The organism is Pandoraea bronchicola (genome assembly GCF_902459805.1).
GTDB lineage: Bacteria > Pseudomonadota > Gammaproteobacteria > Burkholderiales > Burkholderiaceae > Pandoraea > Pandoraea bronchicola.
The window spans coordinates 443,270-466,128 of record NZ_CABPST010000002.1 but is presented as its reverse complement, the minus strand read 5'-3'; the positions used below and the strand labels follow the sequence as shown (position 1 = coordinate 466,128).

Here is a 22,859-nt window from a genome sequence, read left to right as displayed (position 1 = left end):
ATTCTCGCAGTTGCGTGCGTCCACGGCTGGCCATTTTCGGCCATCATTAGGCCCGATTCGGTCTTGCGACTCGCGCGGCGTGCATGCGCGCGGCGACGTCAGGCCAGCGGTTCGGTCGTCAGCGCACGCGTGAGGCCGTGCATCGGGCGACGCATCGCGACGTCGAACGGGTTGGTTTGCGGGCCGATCAACTCGGCCTGACGTCGCAGCAATTCCACCACCATCGGCAGACGATCCTGCGACAACCGCGCGGCCAGCGTGCCTACGCTCAGCGCTGCGACGGCGTGTCCGGTGCGATCGAACACGGGCACCGCCACCCCCGCCATTCCATCGAGCACGCCGCTGTTGCTGCCCGCGTAGCCCAACTGACGCACGCGTTCGATCTCGGTGCGCAGATAGACCTCATCGAGCACGCCATACCCGCGCAGTCGCGGCACGTTAAAGCGAATGATCTCTTCGCGCTCGGCTTCCGGCAGGAAGGCGAGAATCGCCAGACTCCCCTGGCCGACGCCCAGCGCCACGCGTCCGCCGATATCGCCGGTGAACGAGCGGATGGGGAAGGGGCCTTCGCACATGTCGAGACAGACGGCATCGAAGCTGCTGCGCACCAGCAGGAAGATGGTGTCGCCAAGGCTCGCACAAAGTCGCAGCAGCGACGGGCGGCACAGCGTGCGCATGCCGCTCGGATTGCCGGCCTGCGCGGCCATCGCGAAGAAGTCGATGCTCAGCCGGTAGAGCTTGGACGTCTCGTCCTGCTCCACGACCTGCTCGGCAATGAGCGCGTGCAGAATCCGATGCACCGTCGCCTGACTGAGACCGACGGCCTTGGCAATGTGGGTGACGCGTTCGCCTTCGGGCTTGGCGTCGCCCAGCGCGCGAATGACGGCAAAGGTGCGTTGCAGAATGCCCGCGCCAGCGGTTTCCGGCGGCAGCGATTTCGGCGCGTGGGGCGAATCGGAGGTGATCATCAGAGTCTCAAATATTCCGTCAAACGGAATACTAGCGTAAGGCGATGTCGCTTGAAAACTGGCTTGGTTCATCAGAAATGGAAAAATAGCCAATATTCCCCGCGCGTTAGGGATTATCCCGAGACGTTAATGCGAAATGAAACCTCGCGCTCATTCGCAATCTATTCCGCCAAACGAAATAATCATGAAATTTATATCGTTTCACGGAATCGTTATCTTGCGGCAAGCAATTTGGCTCGCTACTGTTCGATGCAATTGCATTTCTTGCGGCGTGCCTGCGCCCGAAGGTAGTGACCATGTCTTTCCTGACTTTGACGGATGTTTCCAAGACGTTTGGCGAGTTGAACGCCGTCTCGAACGTCAATCTTTCGGTGGAAAAGGGCGAGTTCGTCTCGCTGCTCGGCCCGTCGGGCTGCGGCAAGACCACCACGCTGCAAATGATCGCGGGCTTTGTCGAAACCACGACCGGGCGCATTACGCTCGACGGGCGCGACATTACGCATATGCGTCCGAACAAGCGCGGCCTGGGCATCGTCTTTCAGAGCTACGCGTTGTTCCCGCACATGACGGTGGCGGATAACGTGGGCTTCGGTCTCGAAATGAGAGGGGTCGACAAGGCCGAGCGTCAGGCGCGTATTCGCGAGGCCCTTGCCCTGGTACGCCTTGACACCCTCGGTCATCGTTTCCCGCGCGAGCTCTCCGGCGGTCAGCGTCAGCGCGTGGCAATTGCCCGTGCCGTCGTGATCGCGCCGCCGGTGCTGCTGCTCGACGAACCCATGTCCAACCTCGACGCCAAGCTGCGCGAAGACATGCAGTTCGAGTTGCGCTCGATTCAGCGCAAGATCGGCACGACCACGATCATGGTCACGCACGACCAGTCCGAAGCGCTGTCGATCAGCGATCGCGTGGTGGTGATGGAGGCCGGGCGCATTACGCAGGTCGACACGCCTTACCGTGCGTATGAACGCCCGGAGACACCGTTCGTCTCGCAGTTCATCGGCAAGGCGAACATGCTGGCCGGCCGTGTAGCGTCGCGCGACGCCGAACATCTGCATGTCGAGCTGGGCGCGCAACTGACCCAGCGTGCGTTGCTCTCCGAACTTTCGCCGCGCGAGCGCGGCATGGCGGTGGGCGATGCCATCACGCTGTGCCTGCGCCCGGAGAAGGTCCGTCTGTGCGCGCCGGCGGCAGGCCGCGTGTCGGCAACGGTGACGAGCCGCTTCTTCCTTGGCAGCCAATGGCTGTATCGCGTGGACAGCCCGCTTGGCGAAGTGCTTGTGTGCTGCCAGAACGAGGGCGGCGAGCCGCTTCACGAAGGCGCGCCGGTCGGCCTCGACTGGCAGGCCGAGGCGGTGCGTTTCATCACGCCGAACGCGGGAGAGCGTGCTCATGGCTGAGACGTTGCAAGTGGCGCGTGCCAACGCTGCGCCGGCCGCGCGTGCCCCCTGGCATGCGTATCTGCCGATGTGGGTCATGAGCGCCCCGGCCATGCTGCTGTTCGTGGCGTTGGTGCTCATCCCGCTGCTCATGACGCTGGCGCTCACGTTCTATCAATTCGATCCGGCGAGCGGTCCGATCGCGGCGTTCCAGCTCGAGAACTACAAGGAAGTCCTGTTCGACTCGTACTTCCATACGATCTTCCTGCGCACCTTCGGCATTTCGCTCACCGTCACCGCCGTGTGCGCGGTCGTCGGCACGTTCGAAGCCTATGTTCTGTCGCGCATGGGCGATCCGTGGCGCTCGCTGTTTCTGCTGGTGATTCTCTCGCCGCTGCTGGTATCCATTGTGGTGCGCGCATTCGGCTGGAGCATGCTGCTCAGTTCCGGCGGTCTGATCAATCAGGCGTTCGGTCTGCTCGGCGTTGGCCCCTTCAAGATGGAGTACACCCACTTCGCGATCATTGTCGCGCTCGTGCACGTGATGCTGCCGTTCATGGTCATTCCGGTGTGGACATCGCTGCAACGGCTCGATCCGCAGACGGAGAACGCCGCGCTGTCGCTGATGGCCTCGCCCGCGACCACGCTGCGCCGCATTGTGCTGCCACAACTGGTGCCGGGCATTTTGTCGGGCAGCCTGATGGTGTTCGGTCTGTCCGCCAGCGCGTTTGCGATCCCGAGCCTGTTGGGCGGACGCCGCCTCAAGGTTGCCGCCACCGCCGTGTACGACCAGTTCCTGAGTTCGCTGAACTGGCCGCTGGGCGCGACCATCGCCGTGCTGCTGCTCGCGGCGAACCTGATCGTGATGCTGACGTACTACCGCCTGCTCGAGCGCCGCTATTCGCGCAGCATGGGTTAAGGCCTGGGCACGTCTTCCACAGAACAGCACCTATTCGCCATCATGCGTAAAAACAGCCCTCTGGCGCTTGCGTTCCATGCGCTCGTCATCCTCTTCGTCCTCGCGCCGATGATCGTCGTCGTGCTGGTCGCGTTCACGCCGGAACAAACGCTCTCGCTGCCTACGCGCGGCGTGTCGCTGCGCTGGTTCCGCGCGATTCTCGACTATCCCGATTTCATCGCCTCGTTCTTCACCAGCCTCAAGCTGGCGTTCCTGTCAGCCACGCTGTCGCTGGCGATCGCGTTGCCCGCAGCGCTTGCCATCGGCCGCTCGCGCTTTCCGGGGCGTAACTTCCTCAATGGTCTGTTGCTCTCGCCGTTGGTGATTCCGGGCCTCGTGCTCGGTATCGCGCTGCTGCGCTTTTTCGCCATGCTGGGGGTGACCGGCTCGTTCGCGGCGCTGACCTTCGCGCACATGATCGTCGTGACGCCCTTCATCATGCGCCTCGTGCTGGCGTCGATCAGCGGGCTCGATCGCAGCGTCGAACACGCGGCGGCGTCGCTTGGCGCAGGTTCGTGGACGACCTTCCGGCGCGTGACCATGCCGATGATCCTGCCGGGCATTACCGGCGGCTGGCTGCTCGCGTTCATCAACAGCTTCGACGAACTGACGATGTCGGTTTTCCTCACGGCGCCGCAAACGGTCACGCTGCCCGTGCGCATGTACATGTACGCGACCGAGTCGATCGACCCGATGATGGCCTCCGTCTCGGCGTTGGTCATCGCCGTGACACTCGGCGCCATGCTGCTGCTCGACCGCATCTACGGCCTGAACCGCATCCTGATCGGCCAGCACTGAACGCGCGCCCCAAGACGATTCTCATGTCCCGCTCTTCTCATTCTTCGCAAGACTCGCGCGCGCCGGGTCATCCGCAATTGGTGCGTCTCGCAGAGGCGTCGCGCTCGCCCGTCACGTTCTACCTCGACGGGCAGCCGGTCCGGGCGCTTGCGGGCGACACGCTGCTCACGGCGATCCTCACCCATCAGCGTCACGTGCGCTTCAGCGAATTCAGCGGCACCCCGCGCGCAGGCTTTTGCCTGATCGGCGCGTGTCAGGACTGTTGGGTGCGTTGCGAATCCTCACCTGCCGCCGCAGGGGACGCACAGCTTTCGCGTCTGCGCGCCTGCTCGACACCTGTGCAAGACGGCATGCGTATTCTGACCGGCGCGGTCGGGGCCGGTGAGGCGCACGGAGGCTCGCATGACTGAGCGTTCCGAGATCGTCATTGTGGGCGCTGGCCCTGCCGGTATCCGTGCGGCGCAGACGCTCGTGACGGCAGGCTTGCATCCGGTCGTGCTCGACGAAAACCCTCGCTGGGGCGGGCAGATCTACCGTCAACCGCCGGCGGGCGCCGGGTTCACGCGAACCAGGCAGACGCTGTATGGCTTCGAAGCCGCCAAGGCCGGTGCCATCCACAACACGATGGCGGCGCTATTGCCGCAGGTCGACTATCGGCCCGAGACGCTGGTGTGGGCTTGCGATCCGAAGCAGCTTCACACGATGCATGGCGGCCGTGAAACGCCGGTGCCGTTCTCGCATTTGATCATCGCCAGCGGTGCGACCGATCGTGTGCTGCCGCTGCCGGGCTGGACGTTACCGGGCGTGTATACGCTGGGCGGCGCGCAGGTGGCGCTCAAGGCGCAGGGCTGCGCGATTGGCGAGCGCGTGGTGTTCGCGGGCACCGGGCCGCTGCTGTATCTCGTGGCGTACCAATACGCGAAAGCCGGGGCGAATGTGTCTGCCGTACTCGACACGAGTGCATTCTCGAGCCAGGCCAAGGCCACGCCGCGTCTGCTGAATCAGCCGGCCACGTTCGCCAAGGGCCTCTATTACGTGGGATGGCTGCGGGCGCATGGTGTGCGCATCGAGCATGGCGTGACGCTCGAAGGTGTTGACGGCGCAGCGGGGGTAGAGGCGATTCGCTGGCAGCGCGACGGCCGCGTACACACGCTCGCATGCAGCGCCGTCGGTCTGGGCTTCGGCCTGCGTCCCGAGACACAACTGGCCGATCTGGCGGGTTGCCGTTTCGCCTTCGATGAACTCAACCGTTGCTGGCTGCCCGAGCGCGACGCCGCTGGCCGTAGCTCGCAGCCCGGCATCTATCTGGCGGGCGATGGCGCGGGCATTGCCGGGGCAGACGCCGCCGAACTCGCGGGCCGCCGCGCAGCCTTGGCGTTGCTCGAAGATATCGGAATTGCGGCGCCCGAGATGCCCGGCGTCACAGGCGCTGCCGCCATCGAACGCAAGCTCGCGAGTATCCGTCGCTTTCGCGAGGGGATCGAGCAGGCGTTTGCGTTACCGGAAGATCCGTCGGCATGCTGGCCTGACGACATGCTCGTGTGTCGTTGCGAAGAGGTCGATGCACGTACGTTGCGCGATTGCGTGCGTCATGACGGCGTGACCGAAATCAATCGGCTCAAGGCACTCACGCGGGTAGGCATGGGGCGTTGTCAGGGCCGCATGTGCGGCGAAGCGGCATGCCATCTGCTGGCGCAGGCGAGCGGGCAGACGCTTGCGCAAGTGGGGCGTCTGCGCGCGCAGGCCCCGATCAAACCGATTCCGATCGCACCGATGCTGTTCGACGAGAACGTCGTTGCCATTCCCGAGGAGGCGCGCGATGAGTAAGACCCTGCATTACGACGTCGTCGTCGCGGGGGGCGGCTTGGTGGGCGCATCGGCCGCGCGGGCGCTGGCCGAGCGCGGCTTGCGAGTCGCGCTGTTCGAGCGGCGTCATTGCGGCGCGCAGGCCAGCGGTGTGAACTACGGCGGCGTTCGTTGTCAGGGCCGCCCGGAAGAACAACTGCCGCTCGCCATGCGTGCGCGCAAGATTTGGGATCGCTTGCCCGAGCTGATCGGCATCGATGGCGAATTCGTGCGCTCGGGGCATCTGCGTCTTGCCCGTCGCGAGAGCGATCTGGCGCCGCTCGACGCATGGTCGGAGATGGCAAGCCGCTATGGCCTGGCCACCACCGTACTGCGTGGCAGCGAGTTTCGCGCGCGTTTTCCGTGGCTGGGCGACGGTGCCGTCGGCGGCTCGCTATGCCTGAGCGATGGGCATGCGAATCCGCGTCTGGTGTCGCCCGCCTTCGCGCGAGCGGCCCGTACGCTGGGCGCCGACGTGCGTGAGCGCACCCCGATCACCTCGGTGGTTCACGACGGCGTGCGCTTCCAACTGACGGCGCAACCTGCGCAGGGCGAGGCGTTGCATGTGAGCGCCGATTGGCTGCTCAACACCTCCGGCGCGTGGGCGAATCACATCGCGGGCACGTTCGGCGAGCGCGTGCCGATGCATGCGATCTACCCGAACATGTGGGTCACCGAGCCGCTGCCGGCGTTCATCGGCCATAACCTGGGCGTGTATGGCGGTGGCGTATATGCGCGGCAGGTCGAACGCGGCAACTGCGTGATCGGCGGCGGACGCGGCACCGGTGACGGCGAGTACGCCCAGCCGTCGGCCGACACCACGCGCGCCGTGATGCGCGAGGCGTGTGCGTTGCTGCCGGCACTGCGCAACGCGCTACTGATTCGCACATGGAGCGGCGTGGAGGGCGAGACGCCCGACAACAACCCGATCATCGGCATGAGCCGCACGACACCGCGTCTGGTACACGCCTTCGGCTTCTCGGGTGGCGGCTTCCTGCTGGCTCCCGGCGTTGGCGACGTGCTGGCGGATCTGGTCGCCGACGGTGAGACGGTGACACCGATCGAGGCGTTTGCCGTCGACCGGTTCGCACCGGTCACAACCGAGGTCTGACAGGCCAACGAATCCCGTATTTTCGAAGTCGGTCCCGAAACGACATTCCTTACCCCTGAAAACGCAAGGAGAACCACGATGAAGCTATCCCGAACGGTCGTCATGTGCGCTGCGGCGCTGGCATTGGGCGCGAGCAGCGCGGCCTGGTCGCAGTCCAAAACGCTCTACATCGGCATGAATGGCGGCCCGATGGAAAAGGCTTACACGAGCCAGGTCTTCCCGGAGTTCGAGAAGGCCAACAACGTGAAGGTCGTGGTCGTGCCGGGCACGTCGTCCGACGTGCTGGCCAAGCTGCTTGCCAACCGTAACAGCCCGCAGATGCATGTGGTGTTTCTGGACGACGGCGTGATGGCGCGTGCCATCAGCATGGGCGTGTGCCAGAAGCTGGACGATTCGCCCGTGCTCAAGGAACTCATGCCGTCTGCACGCGTGAAGGACGACATGGGTGCCGGTGTGCAACTGGGGATGACCGGTATCGGCTACAACACCAAGCTCTTCAAGGAGAAAGGCTGGGCCGCCCCGACATCGTGGAGCGACTTCGCCGATCCGAAGTACAAGGGCAAGGTCGTGTTCCAGTCGGCCTCGAGCAGCACGTTCGGTCTGCATGGCTTTCTCGCGCTGAACCGCATCTGGGGCGGCAGCGAGACAAATGTCGAGCCCGGTTTCACCAAGTGGGCCTCCACCGTGGGGCCGAACGTTGTCGAGTACATCCCGAATTCCGCCAAGCTCTCGGAGATGATCCAGACCGGCGAAGCCGCCATCTTCCCGCTGACCCCGACGGCCGTGAGCGATTTGCAGGACAAGGGCATCCAGGTGGGTTACGTCGCCCCGAAGGAAGGCGCGGTGCAGTTGCTCGTCGACCTGTGTGTCGTGAAGAACAGCCCGGACAACGCCATGGCGCAGAAGCTCGCGCAGTACCTGCTGTCGGCCAAGGGCCAGTCACTCGCGGCCGCTGCCGGGGCCTATATCCCGACCAACCCGCAAGCGAGCGTGCCGCCCGCGATGCAGAAGCGTCTGGGCAAGATGGACGATCTGGTCAAGAACCTCAGGACCGTGGATTGGGACGCTATCAATCAGCGCCGCGCCCAGTGGGATCAACGCTGGAATCGTCAGATCGAGCAGTAATCTCGACGCCGTTGCCTCACGCGTGCATGTCATGCGCGGCGTGAGCTTGAACGCACAACGCCGGGCGCCTCAGGGTGGCCCGGCGTTGCTTTTTCAAGCGGATCGTATGCGCGAGAGGTTACATCGCGTCGGACTGGGCAGCGAGTGCGGCGAAGACGCCCACGAGTTCGGCATGATCGGCGGGCATCACGAAGGCGTGCAGCGAGTGGGCGGGCTCGTCGAGCATCAGATAGCCCAGGCTCCACGTGGAGAAAGCCCCGGGGGTGTTTGGCGTGCCATCGAGCAATACCTGAATGCCGGCGTGGTTACGCGATGCCTCGATGCGCTGGCGGGCGTCGGCGAGCGGCTCGCTGGGGCCTTCGATGTACTGATAGAACATCGCGCCATCGAATAGCAGCACACCGGTGATGCCGTGAGCGGCATTGAATCCGCGCGAGTTGACGATGATCTTCGAGAGTTCCCGCAGATCGAGATCGGGCACAGCTCGGCTCAGGTAGGCGTAACACTCGATCATCCGTTTCGTCTCCCCTCATGTAGGCCACGCTCAGGCGTGCGATATTGGCGTCGCCGCCGCGTCAACGCGCATTAGAATACCCTAACTGCGAAGTCCGAGACTCACATGCCATGCCGATCAACTATCTACGAGGATTCACCAAGCCCGCGCGCACGGACGCTGCGAACCGGCGTCTGGGGTGCTCGCTCGCGTTCGTGGCGGGGGCTGCCAATGCGGGCGGTTTTCTCGCTGTCGGGCAGTACACGTCACATATGTCGGGTATTGTGGCGTCGCTCTCCGACAACCTCGCGCTTGGGCAACTCGTGCTGGTGCTTGCCGGCTTCAGCGCCTTGCTGGCGTTCCTGCTGGGTGCTGCGACGTCAGCCGTTCTGATTCATTGGGGACGGCGTCACCGTACGCATAGCGAATATGCCGCACCGCTGATGTTCGAAGCGCTGCTCCTTCTCGCTTTCGGTGAGATGGGCGCGAATCTCGAAGGTCATCGCGTGCTGTATGTGCCGGCTACCGTCGGCTTGCTGTGCTATGTCATGGGTTTGCAGAACGCCATCATTACCAAGATTTCTCGGGCCGAGATTCGAACGACGCACGTGACGGGGCTGGTAACCGACATCGGCATCGAACTGGGCAAGATGGGCTACTGGAACCGGCCCGGTGTGGCGGGCGAGCTGCCACGTGTAACGGGGGACCGGCAAAAGCTGCGTCTGCTCTGCTCGTTGCTGGGCATGTTTTTTCTGGGCGGCTTGACCGGTGCGCTCGGTTTCAAGCACCTGGGTTTCTCGGCGACGATTCCACTCGCGGTGGTGCTCATCATGCTGGCCATCGTGCCGTTGCTTGACGATATCGCACGACATCCTCACTGATCTCGGCACTGACAGCCTTTTCGGCTACGGACTATGACCAAACGCCAGGGAGTACCGCGTCTGCGGACGTGGGCGGGAAGGCGGCTACACGCCTTATTCGATAAGTTCGACGACTATCCGTCGGCGATCGGTATTGTGGGGACAGCCATCGCGCTGGCGATTCTGGTTGGGGTGGCGATGCTCCTGCGCGTGGACAGGCAGGCTCGCTACGACCACGCGCTCGGGCGTGCCGAAAGTGTGGCCTCGGTCGTGGCGGCGAACCTCGGCGGCAATATCGCGCTCTACGACGCACTTCTCAAAGAGATGGTTCGTGAGGCCGAGCGCGCCAATACGTTGCTCTTGCCCGAGCGGGTACGTGACCGTTTGCGTTTCGGGCAAGCGTTGAGCCGTGATTTTCTCGATGACGCCTACCTCGTAGACAAGGCGGGACAGATTGTTGCGCCGCTCGATCCAGCCGGCTACAAACCGGTAAACGTGGCTGATCGCGACTATTTCCGCTCGCACGAGACCAATCCTTCGCTGGGGCTTTACGTCTCGCAGCCTTACGCTTCGCGAACGCACGGTGGTGTGCTGTCGGTGGCGCTCACTCGACGCATCGCCGCCGACGATCATTCGTTCGCCGGCGTGGCGGTCATCGCGTTGCGGCTCGACCGTCTGGGCGCCCAGGTGAGCGACGTCGATTTCGAAGACCTGAAGACCATCAGCGTCGTGGAAGAGAAGGGGACGGTGCTGGCGTGCCACCCGTGCGCCGGGGTTCGGCCCGGAACGCTCGTCAAGCTGCCGGGCAATGCGACGCGAGACAGTAATCTGACGACAGCGTTATCGTATCCGGCGGGGGCTCGCGCGATGGACTATCGGTCGGTACGCGTGCCGGGCGTGTCGATGTACGTGGTGGTGACGCCCTCGACGCAAACGCTCACCCGTGACTGGGAGCGTGACGTGGTGTTGCACGGCACGATTGCAGCGACTTGCGCAGCAACGCTGATCGCGGGCTCATGGCTGCTGGTGGCGGCGATCCGCACGCGTGCCAGCAAGGCAGCGCGGCTGGTCAACCTGTCCGTGACCGACGGCCTGACGGGGTTGAGCAACCGGCGCGCACTCGACGCCAAGCTCGCGAGCGAATGGCGGCGGGCGAAGCGCTCCGGCAGCCCGCTCTCGATCCTGTTCGTGGACATCGATCATTTCAAGCACTTCAATGACGAGTACGGCCATTCGATTGGCGACGACGTATTGCGGGCCGTTGCGAAGAATATTGGCGCGCATACACGACGCGATGCCGATATGGCTGCGCGATACGGCGGTGAAGAGTTTGCGGTGGTCTTGCCTGATACCGACGCTGCGGGCGCGGCCGCCATGGCCGAGCAGGTTCGCCGTGACGTCGAGCGTCTGCGCATCGCTCACGAGGGCAGCGCCATGGGCCTGGTGACGGTGAGCGTTGGCGCGGCAACGGGGGTTGCTGGCGAATGCGACGGCGCGCAGGCCATTTTGAAGGCGGCCGACGAGCAGCTTTACGTCGCGAAGCAACGCGGCCGCAATCGGACCAGCACCATCGTGCTGCGCAAGCCGGACGCTTCCAATCAGGAGGCGCACGAGACACGCGATGCAGGTGACGTGTCGTAGAGACTTGCCGCAGCAAGCGCTGCCCCGGCGACTACGGTGCCAGCATGGCGGCGAGCCGCAGCAATTCGCCCTGGCGATGGCAGCCCGTCTTGCGCAGAATGGCCGATAGCTGGGTGCGCAGCGTGCTCGTGCCGAGGCCGAGTACTTCACTGCATTCGCCGATGGTCAGCCCCGCAACGAGATGGTGGAAGAGGCGGGCTTCGGCCTGCGTCAGCGAAAAATGCTGGCGCAGGGCGGTTTCGCTCGGGACATTGAAAATGCTGCGCCGTTCGATGCGTACGCCGACCGCCGCGCGCAATCCGTGGTTCATCTGGTTGCCCAGCGCACGCAACGTCACCCGGTAGGCGTGTCCCCACGAATCGGGCAGGACCAGCGACACCGGTTCTCGATTGACGCTCACCTGTCGGAGGGCGTTCGTCAACCGGGTCTGCCATTCGGGCTGGCGATGTACCAGCCGGCGCTGCTTGAGCAGGAGCTGGCTGTCATTGCTGCCCAGCAGCAAGCCGAGCCCTTCCGCAAATTCGAGCACCCATCCGTCGGGCGACGCAATGAGAAAGCCCTCTCGGGACGGGTCGAGCATCTGGCTGAGGGCCTCGAGGCTGGCCCGGGCAGCGGTACGCCGGGCTGCGAAGGCGGCGGCGAGCAGGCGTTCGTATTCGGCGATTCTTGCTGCGTGGGCGAAGGTCGGCTCAACGACATGCATGCGCTGGATGCTCAGGGCGGTGAGGGCGTCGTCGTCATTGCTGATCACGACTCCGACCAACTGCTGGAGCTGATGTGGCCGCATGAACTCGTTCCAGAACAAACGGTCGTTTTGCGATTCGTGTTTGAGCGCGACGGACGAGTTGTACCAGGTGCCTGCCGGGGCGTTCCAGAAGCGGCGGGTCGAATCGTCGTACTGGTAGTAGCACTGCGCATACGCTTCGATCAACCGGGCCTCGTGCCCCGCTTGCTCGACGAAGCGAACCGACCGGCTTTGCTTGTCGTGGCATAGGAACGTGGCGGCGTCTGCGCCGAGAAATTCGCGCGCCGTCTGCACGACATCGAGCCAGTCTGCATCGCCGGCGCCGACCGCCCGAACCGCATCCGATGCCCGTCGAAAACTGACGTCGTCCGACATGGGATTCCCCCTTCCCGTAATCACTCGACTTCTGTTGAGCCTGAGGCTCGATTTTCGCGAAGTGTAGCAGAACGAGCTGTCGGAACTGATAGGGGCGTCAACTGTGATTTATGCAGGCGACAAGGTCTCCCTGCGCTGCGACAATGCAGCCATGTCGGGAAAGCAGCAAGCGATCGGGAAGCATCGCCGCAAGCGCATCCCCGATCACATCAAATTCGTCTAACGGGGGTCACCATGCGTCATTGCCAATTCATCGCAGCCTGCCTATGCCTGACGGGCGCCATGACGTTCGGTCACGCGAATGCACAGTCGTACCTGGGGGCGGGCGATCTCGGCAGTATTCGTCAGTCGAACCAGTCTCCGGCGCTCAGTCCGGCGGTGTCGGCGCTCGGGGGGCGGGGGGAAAGCGTGACCGATGCCCGGAGCGCCAGCGCCACTATCAATCGCACGGCCAGCGAGCGCAACGGGCCCGCTTCGGGCCCGAGTCAGCAGGAACTGGCGGCGACAGGCCGCGCGCTCGACACGAGAAATCTGGAGCATCCGCGTCAGACCCGGACGTTCGACAGTCTGCCCCGGCCGTCGCGGCCCGAGTAATCCGTGTGGCAGGGGGGGCTTACTCCGCCATTGCGGGAATGGCGCCTTCCTGGAACAGAATGCGCGGCGCGTCCATCGTGCCATCCTCTTCGTCGACCAGCACTTCATAAGCGGCGATACCGGCGAACCCGGACGCCATCGATTGTGCAATGCGTACCGCACCGAACTCTGTGCTCGCCTGACGCAACTCGCCGGGTTGCAACACGCCGTCCTTATTCTTGCGGTAGGGCACGACGATGAATTTGGTGGATTTGGCGTCGCTCATGGTGTCACTCACGATGAAATGGGATGTCGGGAAATGTAGCATGACTACTGTATAAAAATACAGGTATTTTTGCAACAGGCGCCGCGCCGTGAATTCGCATCGATACGGCGTTTTTGCGCGGGCGAAGCATTTCGCCTTCGTCGGCCGAGATGACGGCAGGGCGCCGTCTGGCGGGGCTGCCGGGCCCAAACAACATCGCGTTATGCCTTCATAACTACTAAATGGTCGTGTATTCGCGCGCCTCTTGATAGCCTGCCGGTCGACTCGCGACTTGCGACCAAAACGAATAGCATTGAGAGCGTGGAATGAATGCAGGCAATCTGATTTCGGCAAACCGGCTGCACGACGGCTTGGTCGTGTGGCTGGACAAGCAACACAACTGGGTGGACGACCTGACGCAGGCGCACGTATTCGACGCGCAGGAGCTCGACCAGGCCCAGGCGGCCGCGGCGCTGGCTCAGTCGGCCAATCTGATCGTCGATCCGGTGCCGCGTCCCGCGCAAGTGAGCGATGCCGGCCCCGTTCCGGTGGATTTTCGTGAGCAACTGCGCTCGCGCGGGCCGTCGGTTCGCGAAGACCTTGGCAAGCAGGCAGCGGAAGACACGGTGCAAGCGGCACTGGCGCACGCACCCGCATTGACCGTGGCGCCTGAGCATGCGGGTATCTACCGTTACGACCCGTCCGAGCGTGAGTTCCTCAAGGATCGCGCCAAGGAATTCGGCCAGCAGGTGGCCCGGCGTCTGAGCGGCGAACTCAGCGAAGACGCGTTCAAGGTCTACCGCCTGATGAACGGTCTGTACCTGCAACTGCACGGCTATATGCTGCGCGTCGCCATTCCGTACGGAACGTTGAGCGCTATCCAGTTGCGTCAGCTTGCTTACGTCGCGAACCGTTTCGACAAAGGTTACGGCCACTTCACGACACGACAGAACCTTCAGTTCAATTGGCCGACGCTGACGGATTCGCCCGAGATCCTGTCGAAGCTCGCCGATGTCGACCTGCATGCCATTCAGACGAGCGGCAACTGCATCCGCAACGTGACGACCGATCAATTCGCCGGTGCGGCGAAAGACGAAGTCGTCGATCCGCGCGTGTATGCCGAGATCCTGCGTCAGTGGTCGACGGATCATCCCGAATTCACCTATCTGCCGCGCAAGTTCAAGATCGCGATCACCGGCGGTCAGACCGACCGTGCTGCCGTGCGTTTTCACGACATCGGCATTCTCGCGCGGACGAACGACCGTGGCGAAGTGGGTTTCCAGATTTACGCAGGCGGTGGCCTGGGACGTACGCCGATCGTGGGCACGCTCGTGCGCGAGTGGTTGCCCGAGGCTGATCTGCTGCGCTTCGTCGAGGCCATCCTGCGCGTGTACAACGCGTTGGGCCGTCGCGACAATATCTACAAGGCTCGCATCAAGATCCTCATCAAGGAGATGCAGCCGGCGAAGTTCATCGAGATGATCGAGGAAGAATTCGCGCGCATCGCGCTCACGCACCGTCCCCTTGGCGACGACGTCGTCGCCGCGATTCGCGATCGATTCATCGTGCCCGAGTTCGAAACGCTGCCGGAGACGTCGAGCGAGTTCGACCAGGCCTACGAGCGCGACATCGAATTCCGTCGCTGGGTCGACACCTGCACGCACGAGCACAAGGTGCCGGGCTATATCAGTGCGGTTGTCTCGCTCAAGCCCGCGAACGGCATCCCGGGCGACGCCAGTTCAAAGGAAATGCTGCTGCTCGCAGAACTGGCTGAACGCTATTCGTTCAACGAGCTGCGGGTCACGCACGAGCAGAATCTGGTGCTGCCGCACGTCAAGCGCGACGAACTGCATGCGCTGTGGACTCGCCTGAAAGCGGGGGGGCTGGCAACGGCCAACATTGGTCTGATTTCGGACGCCATTGCTTGCCCGGGGTTGGACTATTGCGCGCTTGCCAACGCGCGCTCGGTGCCGGTGGCGCAACGTATCGCGTTGCGCTTCACGGAAGAGCAGCAACGCGATATCGGGCCGGTGACGCTTAACGTGTCCGGCTGCATCAATGCTTGCGCGCATCACCACGTCGCCCATATCGGCATTCTCGGCGTCGACAAAGCGGGCAAGGAAAACTATCAGATCACGCTGGGCGGATCGGCCGACGAGAACGCTGCCGTCGGCAAGATTCTCGGCCCGGGCGTCACGTATGAGGCCGTGCCGCAGGTCATCGAGAACATTCTCGGACGCTATCTCTCGTTGCGCCACGAAGGTGAGCGCTTCATCGATACGCTCGGCCGCGTTGGGGCAGAAGAATTCAAGGGAGCTTTGCATGTTGATTGATCGAAACGGACTGCCTGCCGCAGACATCTGGACTTATCGCGGCGCGCACGAGCCGGTCACAACGCAAGCGCACAGCAAGGATGTGTTGCCGCTCGACGCATGGCTTGCCGCGAACGAACAGGGCGCGGCCCCGGCCGGTATTCGCGTGCAGGGCCATGACGATCCGGCGCGCATCGCGGCGCTCTTGCCGCAACTTGAGCTCATCGTGATCGAGTTTCCGAAGTCGCGCGACGGACGAGGTTTCACGCTGGCGAAATTCCTGCGTGAGAAGTGGCATTTCGAGGGGGGGATTCGCGCAGCGGGGCCGTTGCTGCCGGATCAACTGGCGATGTTGTGGGCGTGTGGTTTCGACAGCCTGCTCTCGCCTTCGGACGTGCCCACGGCACGCTGGCACGAGGCGGCGGTGGCTGCGGCCGGGCGCGCTGCGCGTCCGCGCACGTTGCTCGAGCGGCTGACGGCCTGAGCATCCTCCTCCGATAGCGCTGTGGCCGAAGCCCGCCGGCCACAGCGCGCTTACGCTGGGCGCTTCGCGTGCAGAGTCAGAACCGCTGACGTAACCTCGGCGTGCCCCTTTGGCTCGCGTTGAGGATCTCTGCAAAGGCGCACGGGCAAGTCGTGACGAAGCCCGTTTCAACTTTCAATCGCGTCCGTTTGGCCGGTGGGGAATATTCTCCCCGCATGCGTCTTGACGCGGCGCCAACCTCTCCCTGGTCTTTTGCCATGCTGGTCCATCTCTGGTTGCGCTTGATCAACCACGGCCCAGGCGTGTGCTTGGCGCTCATGCTTTCACCCCCATATCGCGGATCACAGCGGCGCGCTTCAGGTCGAGTGCGGTGATGTCGGACACGGAGAAGTCAGGAGTCACCGCAGCTTCAGCGATGCGCAGGCACTCATGTTCGGCTTGCTCGTGCCACTCACGGCGCAGGGTGCGGGTCAGCACCGCTCCGAGTGCATTGGGATATCCAGAGCGAAACGCCGCGCAGATCACGGTCACGTCTTCCGGCTGAGCGAGGCCGCGGAGAACGTCCGCACTATCTTCGGGAAGCACCGCGCGCTCGATCAGCGACGATCCCGAATATTCCATCTGAGCAAGCCAATGAAGAAGCTTCTCGCGATTCTCTTCGCCGCGTTGTCGGGCGCCGGGAGTGCTCAGGGAATTAGCTGCGACTGCCAGCAGATCGTGGGCAACTGCTCGGCATCCATCAATGTCATCCCAACCGATTCGACGAAAGGTAGCTACGGAGCTGACCTCAAGTTCACGTCTAGTGCTCCCCTCTGGCTGCGATGAAGGCCGGTGGCGGCTGCCGTACGTGACTGGCTGTACACGATGACGCCGGTGCCGCGCACCAAAGCCGATAGGATTCTGCGCGAGGCGTTTGGCGTCACTTGCGTGCCGGCTTGGTGCCGTTGGCTTATGTATTGGGGAGTCCGCATGTTTGGCGGGGGCGCATTGGGGCCGAAGCGGATCACGGTGCTTGGCAGTAGGAATGCCGCGATGGCCCAGGATCTATTGGCGCGTCATTGTTGCAGTGACTGTGCCAGTTCCGCTAGCTTCATAGCGAAGTTCGTTCTGCCCCGTGAGCGTGGCCGATGCGGTGATGCCCCGGCTCAGCCTGATCGAAATTACGTCTCCGTGGATTTCGCCTGTGCCAGGAATCACTTCGCCGCCTATTTCCAGTTGAACATTTGCCGAGTTTGGGCCGGTCACGTCTATGTGGAGTACACGTTTTTTCGATAAAAAGAAGCTGTTGGTACCTGTGCCAGCCCAAGTGCCTTGAAAGCGGGTTGCCGGCGATTGCGGCGATTGAGACGGTTGCGGTGTTTGGGGCGCCTTTTCCGATGAGGCACACACGGAGCAGCGAATGTAGGAAACGTCATTTTCTTGGATGCGATTTGTTCCAAATATGCTCTCAGGCTCGGCGTTTCGATTGACGAGTACGGTTTGATATGGAGTGCTGTTGACGTAGTATTCGACCTTCGAGCACCGGCGTTCCGAACTGTGAACAATCAGCTCGGCGCCAAAGCTCGGCTTCGAGCCGTAGCTGCGTATGAATTCAACGGCACCCTGGCAAGAACCGATCACCTTTTGGCAGTCGCATTGCTGTCCTTGCGATATGTCGGCCCATGCCATCAAAGTGACGCATGCGGTTGCAAGCCACGTTGCTCTTTTCATCGCATCCTCCTTCCTTCATATGGTGGAGTCGCAGTCTCGTCGGGACATGCTATAGCGAGTATAGGGTTCTACAGATAAACCGTGCCATCCCACAAATGGGGGATATGCCACTTGTGCTGCGAGGGAGCAATACTTCTGGATATTGGCCGGCAGCGTTGGGTGAAATCCAATGACCAGGGGGTCGTGTTCGCCAAGTCGTCCACATCGCAGGACTTGCCTGCGAGCGCAGCTACGACGCATTAAACCAGATAGCTAATGATAGTTGGCAAGATCAATTATAAAGATAATTATATTTTGCTCTTTTGAGGCTAATTTACCCTTCTAGATGCTCGTCGGCATTAAGCGCCGCATTATCCGAATGAAGGATGTCCGACTGAACTTCGTTTCGATATACTCCTTCGCAATCAGAAATCAAAGAACCAAATGGCTAACGCCAAAACTAGGGAGATGGTGCGACGTGGAGCATTCAAGAACTGAGCGGCACGCGCTGTACGTTTTTCGGCACTTGGGCGTTCAGCTATTAGCGAGCGTAACGGTCGCGAGTTTTATCTTGAGTGCTTGCGCAACGGCGCCCTCCGCTCAAGTTGTTCAGGTTGACCGTGTTACGACTGAGGGCTGCAAGTTTATTGAGCTCACCCAGGGACCTTCGGATCCTGCGAAGCAGGCTGAGCTAAACGCGATGATAGCCAAGGACTACGCATGGTCATGGAACGGCTCGTGTTCGAATGGATACATTAGTGGCCTCGGAACCCTGACACTCAGGTGGGGGGGCGTGGTGATGAGCGAAACTTGGCAAAATGTCGAACCAGGCAAACGACCGGGCGTCATGTTCGTGTACTCGCAAGATGCATATCGACCAAGCGCTTACTCTTACTATCGCTCCCCAACTTCGCTTTTACCGGAAAGGATTTCACCGGCAGAGTGCATGGCGATTCCTGAGTGCAATGCTCTGCATGCGGATCGCATGGCGCTCGTCGGAGCCGCCAAGACTTCTGAGGAAGATGCTGCTGTAATCGCCGGACTTAAATACTACGACGAGCGTAAGGCGCGTAGTGCCCAGGCGTTGGAAGAGCGGAAGAAGACAGAGGATTTTCTAAAACAGGCTGACTTGCGTAAACAACAGAACGAACGAGATGCAGAGCGTCGAGCGGCCGCGGAAAAAGCCGCGCGCACGGCTTCGTCGTCCGAGGGGGTGTTGGGAGCACTAGGAGGGGCGATCGCACAGATTGCAGGCGCTGCCGGCGGCAAGAACGCTGCGCAGCTTCAGGCTCTCGGTGGCGCGATGCAGGGGGCAGAAGGCGGCCTGTCGAACGTCGCTGCGCACGGGATCAATAGTGCAGGCGCGCTGCAAGTGGCCTCGGCCGCATCGAGCGCGTCCGAATTCCCGGGAGTCGACTTGGGCAAGAACGTCAAATTTGGAAAGTCGGCGGGCAACTGTGTAAAGGTCATACGAATGCCTAAAGAATCGACATACGACGTCGAAACCCCCGGCTTGCAAAACACATGTGGCGTCGAAATCTCCGTGGTGTATTGCTACGAGGGGGGTTCTTTTGCCGGCATGAGTAGGGGTAGCACGTGCGCCCAGCAAAATTTGGGCCGCACAAAACTTACCCCGAACGAAAAGAGGAAGATCATGGAAGTGGACAGTGTGAAAGCGCTCTATGTCCAAGCGTGCGAGAAGCCGTTCGTTTCCGTGGTGCCAACCTGGAACGGCAACACGCCGAAGGGCGCGTGCATCACCAGTTCGAAATATGGCTGGGGAGTCGGGTACATGGGTGGGGATATGCGCGACTAGTGCTTTTAGCGTTGTCAGCGCTAATACGTCCAGCGTAGTTGCTCATAAAATCCCGGCTTGGCCGGCTGACCGCGCGCGGAGCGGCGCCTTGGGGGGCAATCCTGATGATTTTATAAATAAGTTTTATGCGGCCTGCAAAGTCGCTTTGAGGCATCCCCCGAACGGAGGATGCCGAGCCAATATGCGATGCGGATTGTTATACCCGATGCGCAAAAAATCAAATATCCGGGGGTGCGTAACACTATTGGTGAAGCTGCGTCACGCTGCAAGCAGCAAGGCGGCTCTCCAAGCCAACGGTCGTATGACGACGTATCGGTGTCGCTGATGTATGGCGGCGCCAAAGACTGCGTAGCAATCCTACTCATCTGCAAAAATATTAGAAAATTTCTAATAATCCCACCGACGTGCACAAAATTTCAGCGCAACGAAAAAACCCGCACAGCCAATGACTGTGCGGGTTTTTCTATTCTGGTCGGGGCGAGAGGATTTGAACCTCCGACCACCTGCACCCCATGCAGGTACGCTACCAGGCTGCGCTACGCCCCGTGAGAAATGCGTCGTTTAGATGCATTGCTCGAAAGCAGGCGATTATAGCAGAGCTTTTTGCGAGAAAGGAAGGGGCTATGCGCATCGGCCGCATATTTTTTTGCATTCTGCGCAGGCGGCACGGCGTATGGGGCCTGCATCACCCCCATGATGGTTATTCCTGATGTCGCATTCGGGGGGGCTCACGATAATGGAATTCTGCCTAAATCCTGCCCACTGGGGCTCGGAGACAAGCGATGCCGCAAATCCTGGGGTTCGAAGACGCGCGTGATTTGCTTCTCGCGCAGCGCGCCCACTACGATGTGGCGTACCGTGATTTTCGCTGGCCGGTTCTCTCTCACTTCAACTGGGCGCTGGATTTTTTCGACCCCCAAGCCCAAGGCAACGATCGCACCGCCCTCTGGGTTGTCGAAGAGGACGGCCGAGAGACGCGCCTGTCCTTTGCCGAAATGTCCGTACGCTCCAATCGCGTCGCCAACTACTTGCGCGCGCAAGACGTGACGCGTGGCGACCGCGTGCTGCTCATGCTGCCCAATCAGGTCGAACTCTGGGATCTCATGCTCGCTTGCATGAAGCTCGGCGCCGTCATGATTCCTGCGACGACCCTGCTAGCCGCAGGCGACCTCACCGACCGGCTCGAGCGCGGCCGCGTGCGCCACGTCGTCACCACCGCGCGCGACGCCCTCAAGTTCGCCAATCTGCCCGGTGACTACGGACGCCTCTGCGTCGGCGACAACCCACCTGAAGGATGGACGTCACTCGCGCCCGCCTACGAAGCCTCAGACCATTTCACGCCCGACGGCACCACGCTCGCGACCGATCCGTTATTGCTGTACTTCACCTCCGGCACCACGTCGCGTCCGAAACTCGTACTGCATACGCATCAGAGCTACCCCGTCGGCCATCTCGCCACGATGTATTGGCTCGGCCTGCAACCGGGCGACATTCACTGGAACATCAGCTCGCCAGGATGGGCGAAGCACGCGTGGAGCTGCTTCTTCGCGCCGTGGAACGCCGGCGCGACCATCTTCATCTACAACTTCTCGCGCTTCGACGCACGTGCTGCGCTGGAAACGGCTGCGCGCTGCGCGGTCACCACGCTGTGCGCGCCACCCACGGTCTGGCGCATGATGATTCAAGAGGATCTGACGCGCCACGCTGTGACGTTCCGGGAACTGATCGGTGCAGGCGAGCCGCTCAACCCCGAGGTGATCGATCAGGTCAAACGCGCCTGGAACATCACGATTCGCGACGGCTACGGCCAGACCGAAACCTGCTGCCAGATCGGCAACTCGCCAGGGCAACCGGTGAAGGCTGGGGCAATGGGACGTCCAATGCCGGGCTATCGCGTCGTGCTGCTCGATCACAATGGCGAAGAGGCCGACGAAGGAGAAATTGCACTGGTCTTGTCGTCGCGTCCGACCGGTTTGATGCAGGGGTATGAAGACGACAGCGAGAAGACCGCCGAGGTCATGCGCGACGGCTACTACCACACGGGTGACGTTGCCATGCGCGACGAGCGCGGCTACTTCACCTATGTCGGCCGGGCCGATGATGTCTTCAAGGCCTCCGACTATCGCATCAGTCCGTTCGAGCTCGAAAGCGAACTGATCAAGCACCCAGCCGTAGCCGAGGCCGGGGTGGTGCCTAGCCCGGATCCCGTGCGGCTGGCGGTGCCCAAGGCGTTCATCACCCTGCGTGCGGGCTTTCACGCCGACGATGTCCTCGCGCTCGACATCCTGCGCTTCTGCCGCGATCACCTGGCGCCCTACAAACGCATCCGCCGCATTGAATTCTGCGACCTGCCGAAGACGATCTCCGGCAAGATTCGTCGCGTTGAGTTACGCCGCACGGAAGAGGGGCGGGATCTGCAAAGCCGCCGTGAGATGGAGTTCTGGGACGTCGATTTCGCCGACCTCAAATGATGCCGGTGCGCCGGCGAGCCGCGGCGGCCAGCACCGTGTCCCGCCGCCGCACCGTCGCACCGCCGCACTGTCGCACCGTCACACTCAGCGCATGTGTTGGATCACCAGCTCTGCCCCGAGCATCGCGAGCCCCACGAAGAAGCAGCGGCGAAACACCGGGGAACTCACACGGCCTCGCACCCACTGTCCGAAGAACATTCCGCCCAGCGCCGGTGCGAGCGCCAGCAGGGAAACGCCGATCGCGTGGCCGTGGAAGATCCCGTCGCGCGCGAGACCGGCGGCCAGCGCAATCGTGGATACCGTGAATGACAGACCGAGCGCCTGCACCAGATCGTCCTTCTCGAGGTCGAGCGCTTGCAGGAACGGTACCGCGGGAATGACGAACACGCCGGTCGCCGCCGTGACCAGCCCGGTAACGACGCCTATCACGCCGCCGAGCGCGCTCACGCTTGCGCGGGACCAGTTTTTCGGCACATGCAGGCGCACCGCCGCAAGTCCCAGCGCGGCGTAGGCGAGCAACGCCACACCCAGCGCCATCCCGGCGAAATCGCCGCCGTTGGCGAGCCATCCGCCACCCGCCCATGTGCCGATGCCAATGCCGAGCAACATCGGCCACAGACGCTTCGCCAGGGCGGCAAAGCGCGGGCCCGCCAGTAATTGCCAAACGTTCGTCACGAGCGATGGCACGATCAGCAGTGCCGCGGCTTCGGCTGTCGGCATGGCCAAGCCAAGCAGCCCGACGGCCACGGTCGGCAGGCCCAGCCCGATCACGCCTTTGACGAAGCCGGCGAGCACAAAGGTCGCGAGCCCCAGCATCAGCAGGGGAATGAGGTCGGTCAAGTGTTGGGTATTCATCATGACGTGAGTATCGACGTCCCGCCCCGGTCCGCCAATGCGGCTTTCGCGCAGGCGGACTCAGGCAGACGCTGAGGCTGCGCCAGTCGTGGTGGTCCG

Annotated in this window: 20 protein-coding genes, 1 tRNA gene and 3 pseudogenes; 16 read left to right on the top strand and 8 right to left on the bottom strand. The window is 62.5% G+C overall.

All coding sequences use genetic code 11. The features are described from left to right. Positions 1 to 98: 98 nt before the first annotated feature. Entirely contained in the window at positions 99 to 968 is an 870-nt protein-coding gene (locus PBR20603_RS06205; protein WP_150558665.1) for an IclR family transcriptional regulator, read from the bottom strand. 296 nt (positions 969 to 1,264) lie between these two features. Between PBR20603_RS06205 and PBR20603_RS06200 the strand changes: the two are divergent. The 8 genes and pseudogenes from PBR20603_RS06200 to PBR20603_RS06170 form a co-directional block, all read left to right on the top strand. Further along, a pseudogene (locus PBR20603_RS06200) lies at positions 1,265 to 1,991 on the top strand (ABC transporter ATP-binding protein); the annotation flags it as partial. 77 nt (positions 1,992 to 2,068) lie between these two features. Then, positions 2,069 to 2,365, top strand: a pseudogene (locus PBR20603_RS24550) (TOBE domain-containing protein); the annotation flags it as partial. Continuing rightward, positions 2,358 to 3,263 (top strand): ABC transporter permease, encoded by a 906-nt coding sequence (locus tag PBR20603_RS06195; protein WP_150558663.1) that lies wholly within the window; start codon positions 2,358 to 2,360, stop codon positions 3,261 to 3,263. The pseudogene PBR20603_RS24550 and the gene PBR20603_RS06195, both read left to right, overlap by 8 nt. Positions 3,264 to 3,305: 42 nt before the next feature. Beyond that, the gene (locus PBR20603_RS06190; protein ID WP_150558662.1) at positions 3,306 to 4,100 is read left to right on the top strand and encodes an ABC transporter permease; all 795 of its coding nucleotides are present in this window, start codon (positions 3,306 to 3,308) and stop codon (positions 4,098 to 4,100) included. Positions 4,101 to 4,123: 23 nt separating this feature from the next. Next, positions 4,124 to 4,510 (top strand): (2Fe-2S)-binding protein, encoded by a 387-nt coding sequence (locus PBR20603_RS06185; protein WP_150558661.1) that lies wholly within the window; start codon positions 4,124 to 4,126, stop codon positions 4,508 to 4,510. Then, the gene (locus PBR20603_RS06180) at positions 4,503 to 5,927 is read left to right on the top strand and encodes an FAD/NAD(P)-dependent oxidoreductase (protein WP_150558660.1); all 1,425 of its coding nucleotides are present in this window, start codon (positions 4,503 to 4,505) and stop codon (positions 5,925 to 5,927) included. The genes PBR20603_RS06185 and PBR20603_RS06180 overlap by 8 nt, the downstream gene beginning before the upstream one ends. After that, on the top strand, positions 5,920 to 7,056 hold the full coding sequence (locus PBR20603_RS06175; protein ID WP_150558659.1) for an NAD(P)/FAD-dependent oxidoreductase: 1,137 nt from the start codon (positions 5,920 to 5,922) through the stop codon (positions 7,054 to 7,056). Before PBR20603_RS06180 ends, PBR20603_RS06175 begins: the two co-directional genes overlap by 8 nt. 78 nt (positions 7,057 to 7,134) lie before the next feature. Next, positions 7,135 to 8,181 carry an ABC transporter substrate-binding protein gene (locus PBR20603_RS06170; RefSeq protein ID WP_150558658.1) on the top strand — a complete coding sequence of 349 codons (1,047 nt, stop codon included), beginning with the start codon at positions 7,135 to 7,137 and terminating at the stop codon, positions 8,179 to 8,181. A 118-nt stretch (positions 8,182 to 8,299) separates the two neighbouring features. On the opposite strand, the gene PBR20603_RS06165 is transcribed toward PBR20603_RS06170, so the two are convergent. Further along, a complete protein-coding gene (locus PBR20603_RS06165) occupies positions 8,300 to 8,695 on the bottom strand; it encodes a BLUF domain-containing protein (RefSeq protein ID WP_150558657.1) in 396 nt (131 codons plus the stop codon). Between the two features lie 110 nt (positions 8,696 to 8,805). Here PBR20603_RS06165 and PBR20603_RS06160 point away from each other — a divergent pair, with 110 nt between their 5' ends. Together PBR20603_RS06160 and PBR20603_RS06155 are read left to right on the top strand one after the other, a co-directional pair. Next, positions 8,806 to 9,555, top strand: a complete 750-nt coding sequence (locus PBR20603_RS06160) for a YoaK family protein (protein ID WP_150558656.1) — start codon at positions 8,806 to 8,808, stop codon at positions 9,553 to 9,555. A 33-nt stretch (positions 9,556 to 9,588) separates the two neighbouring features. Beyond that, a complete protein-coding gene (locus PBR20603_RS06155) occupies positions 9,589 to 11,175 on the top strand; it encodes a GGDEF domain-containing protein (RefSeq protein ID WP_150558655.1) in 1,587 nt (528 codons plus the stop codon). A 31-nt stretch (positions 11,176 to 11,206) separates the two neighbouring features. Here PBR20603_RS06155 and PBR20603_RS06150 read toward each other — a convergent pair whose 3' ends face one another. Continuing rightward, positions 11,207 to 12,295, bottom strand: a complete 1,089-nt coding sequence (locus PBR20603_RS06150) for a helix-turn-helix transcriptional regulator (RefSeq protein ID WP_150558654.1) — start codon at positions 12,293 to 12,295, stop codon at positions 11,207 to 11,209. A 234-nt stretch (positions 12,296 to 12,529) separates the two neighbouring features. Between PBR20603_RS06150 and PBR20603_RS06145 the strand changes: the two genes are divergently transcribed. Further along, a complete protein-coding gene (locus tag PBR20603_RS06145) occupies positions 12,530 to 12,889 on the top strand; it encodes a hypothetical protein (protein WP_150558653.1) in 360 nt (119 codons plus the stop codon). A gap of 19 nt (positions 12,890 to 12,908) precedes the next feature. Here PBR20603_RS06145 and PBR20603_RS06140 read toward each other — a convergent pair whose 3' ends face one another. Then, positions 12,909 to 13,154 carry a hypothetical protein gene (locus PBR20603_RS06140; protein WP_042116434.1) on the bottom strand — a complete coding sequence of 82 codons (246 nt, stop codon included), beginning with the start codon at positions 13,152 to 13,154 and terminating at the stop codon, positions 12,909 to 12,911. 305 nt (positions 13,155 to 13,459) lie between these two features. Here PBR20603_RS06140 and PBR20603_RS06135 point away from each other — a divergent pair, with 305 nt between their 5' ends. After that, positions 13,460 to 15,466 carry a DUF2849 domain-containing protein gene (locus PBR20603_RS06135; RefSeq protein WP_150558652.1) on the top strand — a complete coding sequence of 669 codons (2,007 nt, stop codon included), beginning with the start codon at positions 13,460 to 13,462 and terminating at the stop codon, positions 15,464 to 15,466. Then, positions 15,456 to 15,929, top strand: a complete 474-nt coding sequence (locus PBR20603_RS06130; RefSeq protein ID WP_150558651.1) for a DUF934 domain-containing protein — start codon at positions 15,456 to 15,458, stop codon at positions 15,927 to 15,929. Before PBR20603_RS06135 ends, PBR20603_RS06130 begins: the two co-directional genes overlap by 11 nt. A 315-nt stretch (positions 15,930 to 16,244) precedes the next feature. Here the strand turns inward: PBR20603_RS06130 and PBR20603_RS06125 are convergent, their stop codons facing one another. After that, complete coding sequence (locus PBR20603_RS06125; protein WP_150558650.1) at positions 16,245 to 16,550, bottom strand: hypothetical protein; 306 nt, start codon at positions 16,548 to 16,550, stop codon at positions 16,245 to 16,247. A gap of 210 nt (positions 16,551 to 16,760) precedes the next feature. Between PBR20603_RS06125 and PBR20603_RS24545 the strand changes: the two are divergent. Further along, positions 16,761 to 16,883: pseudogene (locus PBR20603_RS24545) on the top strand (DUF1353 domain-containing protein); the annotation flags it as partial. Between the two features lie 90 nt (positions 16,884 to 16,973). Here the strand turns inward: PBR20603_RS24545 and PBR20603_RS24300 are convergent. Continuing rightward, complete coding sequence (locus PBR20603_RS24300; protein WP_246174420.1) at positions 16,974 to 17,639, bottom strand: hypothetical protein; 666 nt, start codon at positions 17,637 to 17,639, stop codon at positions 16,974 to 16,976. 778 nt (positions 17,640 to 18,417) lie between these two features. Here PBR20603_RS24300 and PBR20603_RS06115 point away from each other — a divergent pair. Next, entirely contained in the window at positions 18,418 to 19,434 is a 1,017-nt protein-coding gene (locus PBR20603_RS06115; protein ID WP_150558648.1) for a hypothetical protein, read from the top strand. A gap of 469 nt (positions 19,435 to 19,903) precedes the next feature. Here the strand turns inward: PBR20603_RS06115 and PBR20603_RS06110 are convergent. Continuing rightward, positions 19,904 to 19,980, bottom strand: a tRNA-Pro gene (locus tag PBR20603_RS06110). Between the two features lie 236 nt (positions 19,981 to 20,216). Between PBR20603_RS06110 and PBR20603_RS06105 the strand changes: the two genes are divergently transcribed. Further along, complete coding sequence (locus tag PBR20603_RS06105; protein ID WP_150558647.1) at positions 20,217 to 21,905, top strand: AMP-binding protein; 1,689 nt, start codon at positions 20,217 to 20,219, stop codon at positions 21,903 to 21,905. A gap of 84 nt (positions 21,906 to 21,989) precedes the next feature. Here the strand turns inward: PBR20603_RS06105 and PBR20603_RS06100 are convergent, their stop codons facing one another. After that, positions 21,990 to 22,763, bottom strand: coding sequence for a sulfite exporter TauE/SafE family protein (locus tag PBR20603_RS06100; protein ID WP_150558646.1), 774 nt, complete (start codon positions 22,761 to 22,763; stop codon positions 21,990 to 21,992). Positions 22,764 to 22,859 lie beyond the last annotated feature (96 nt).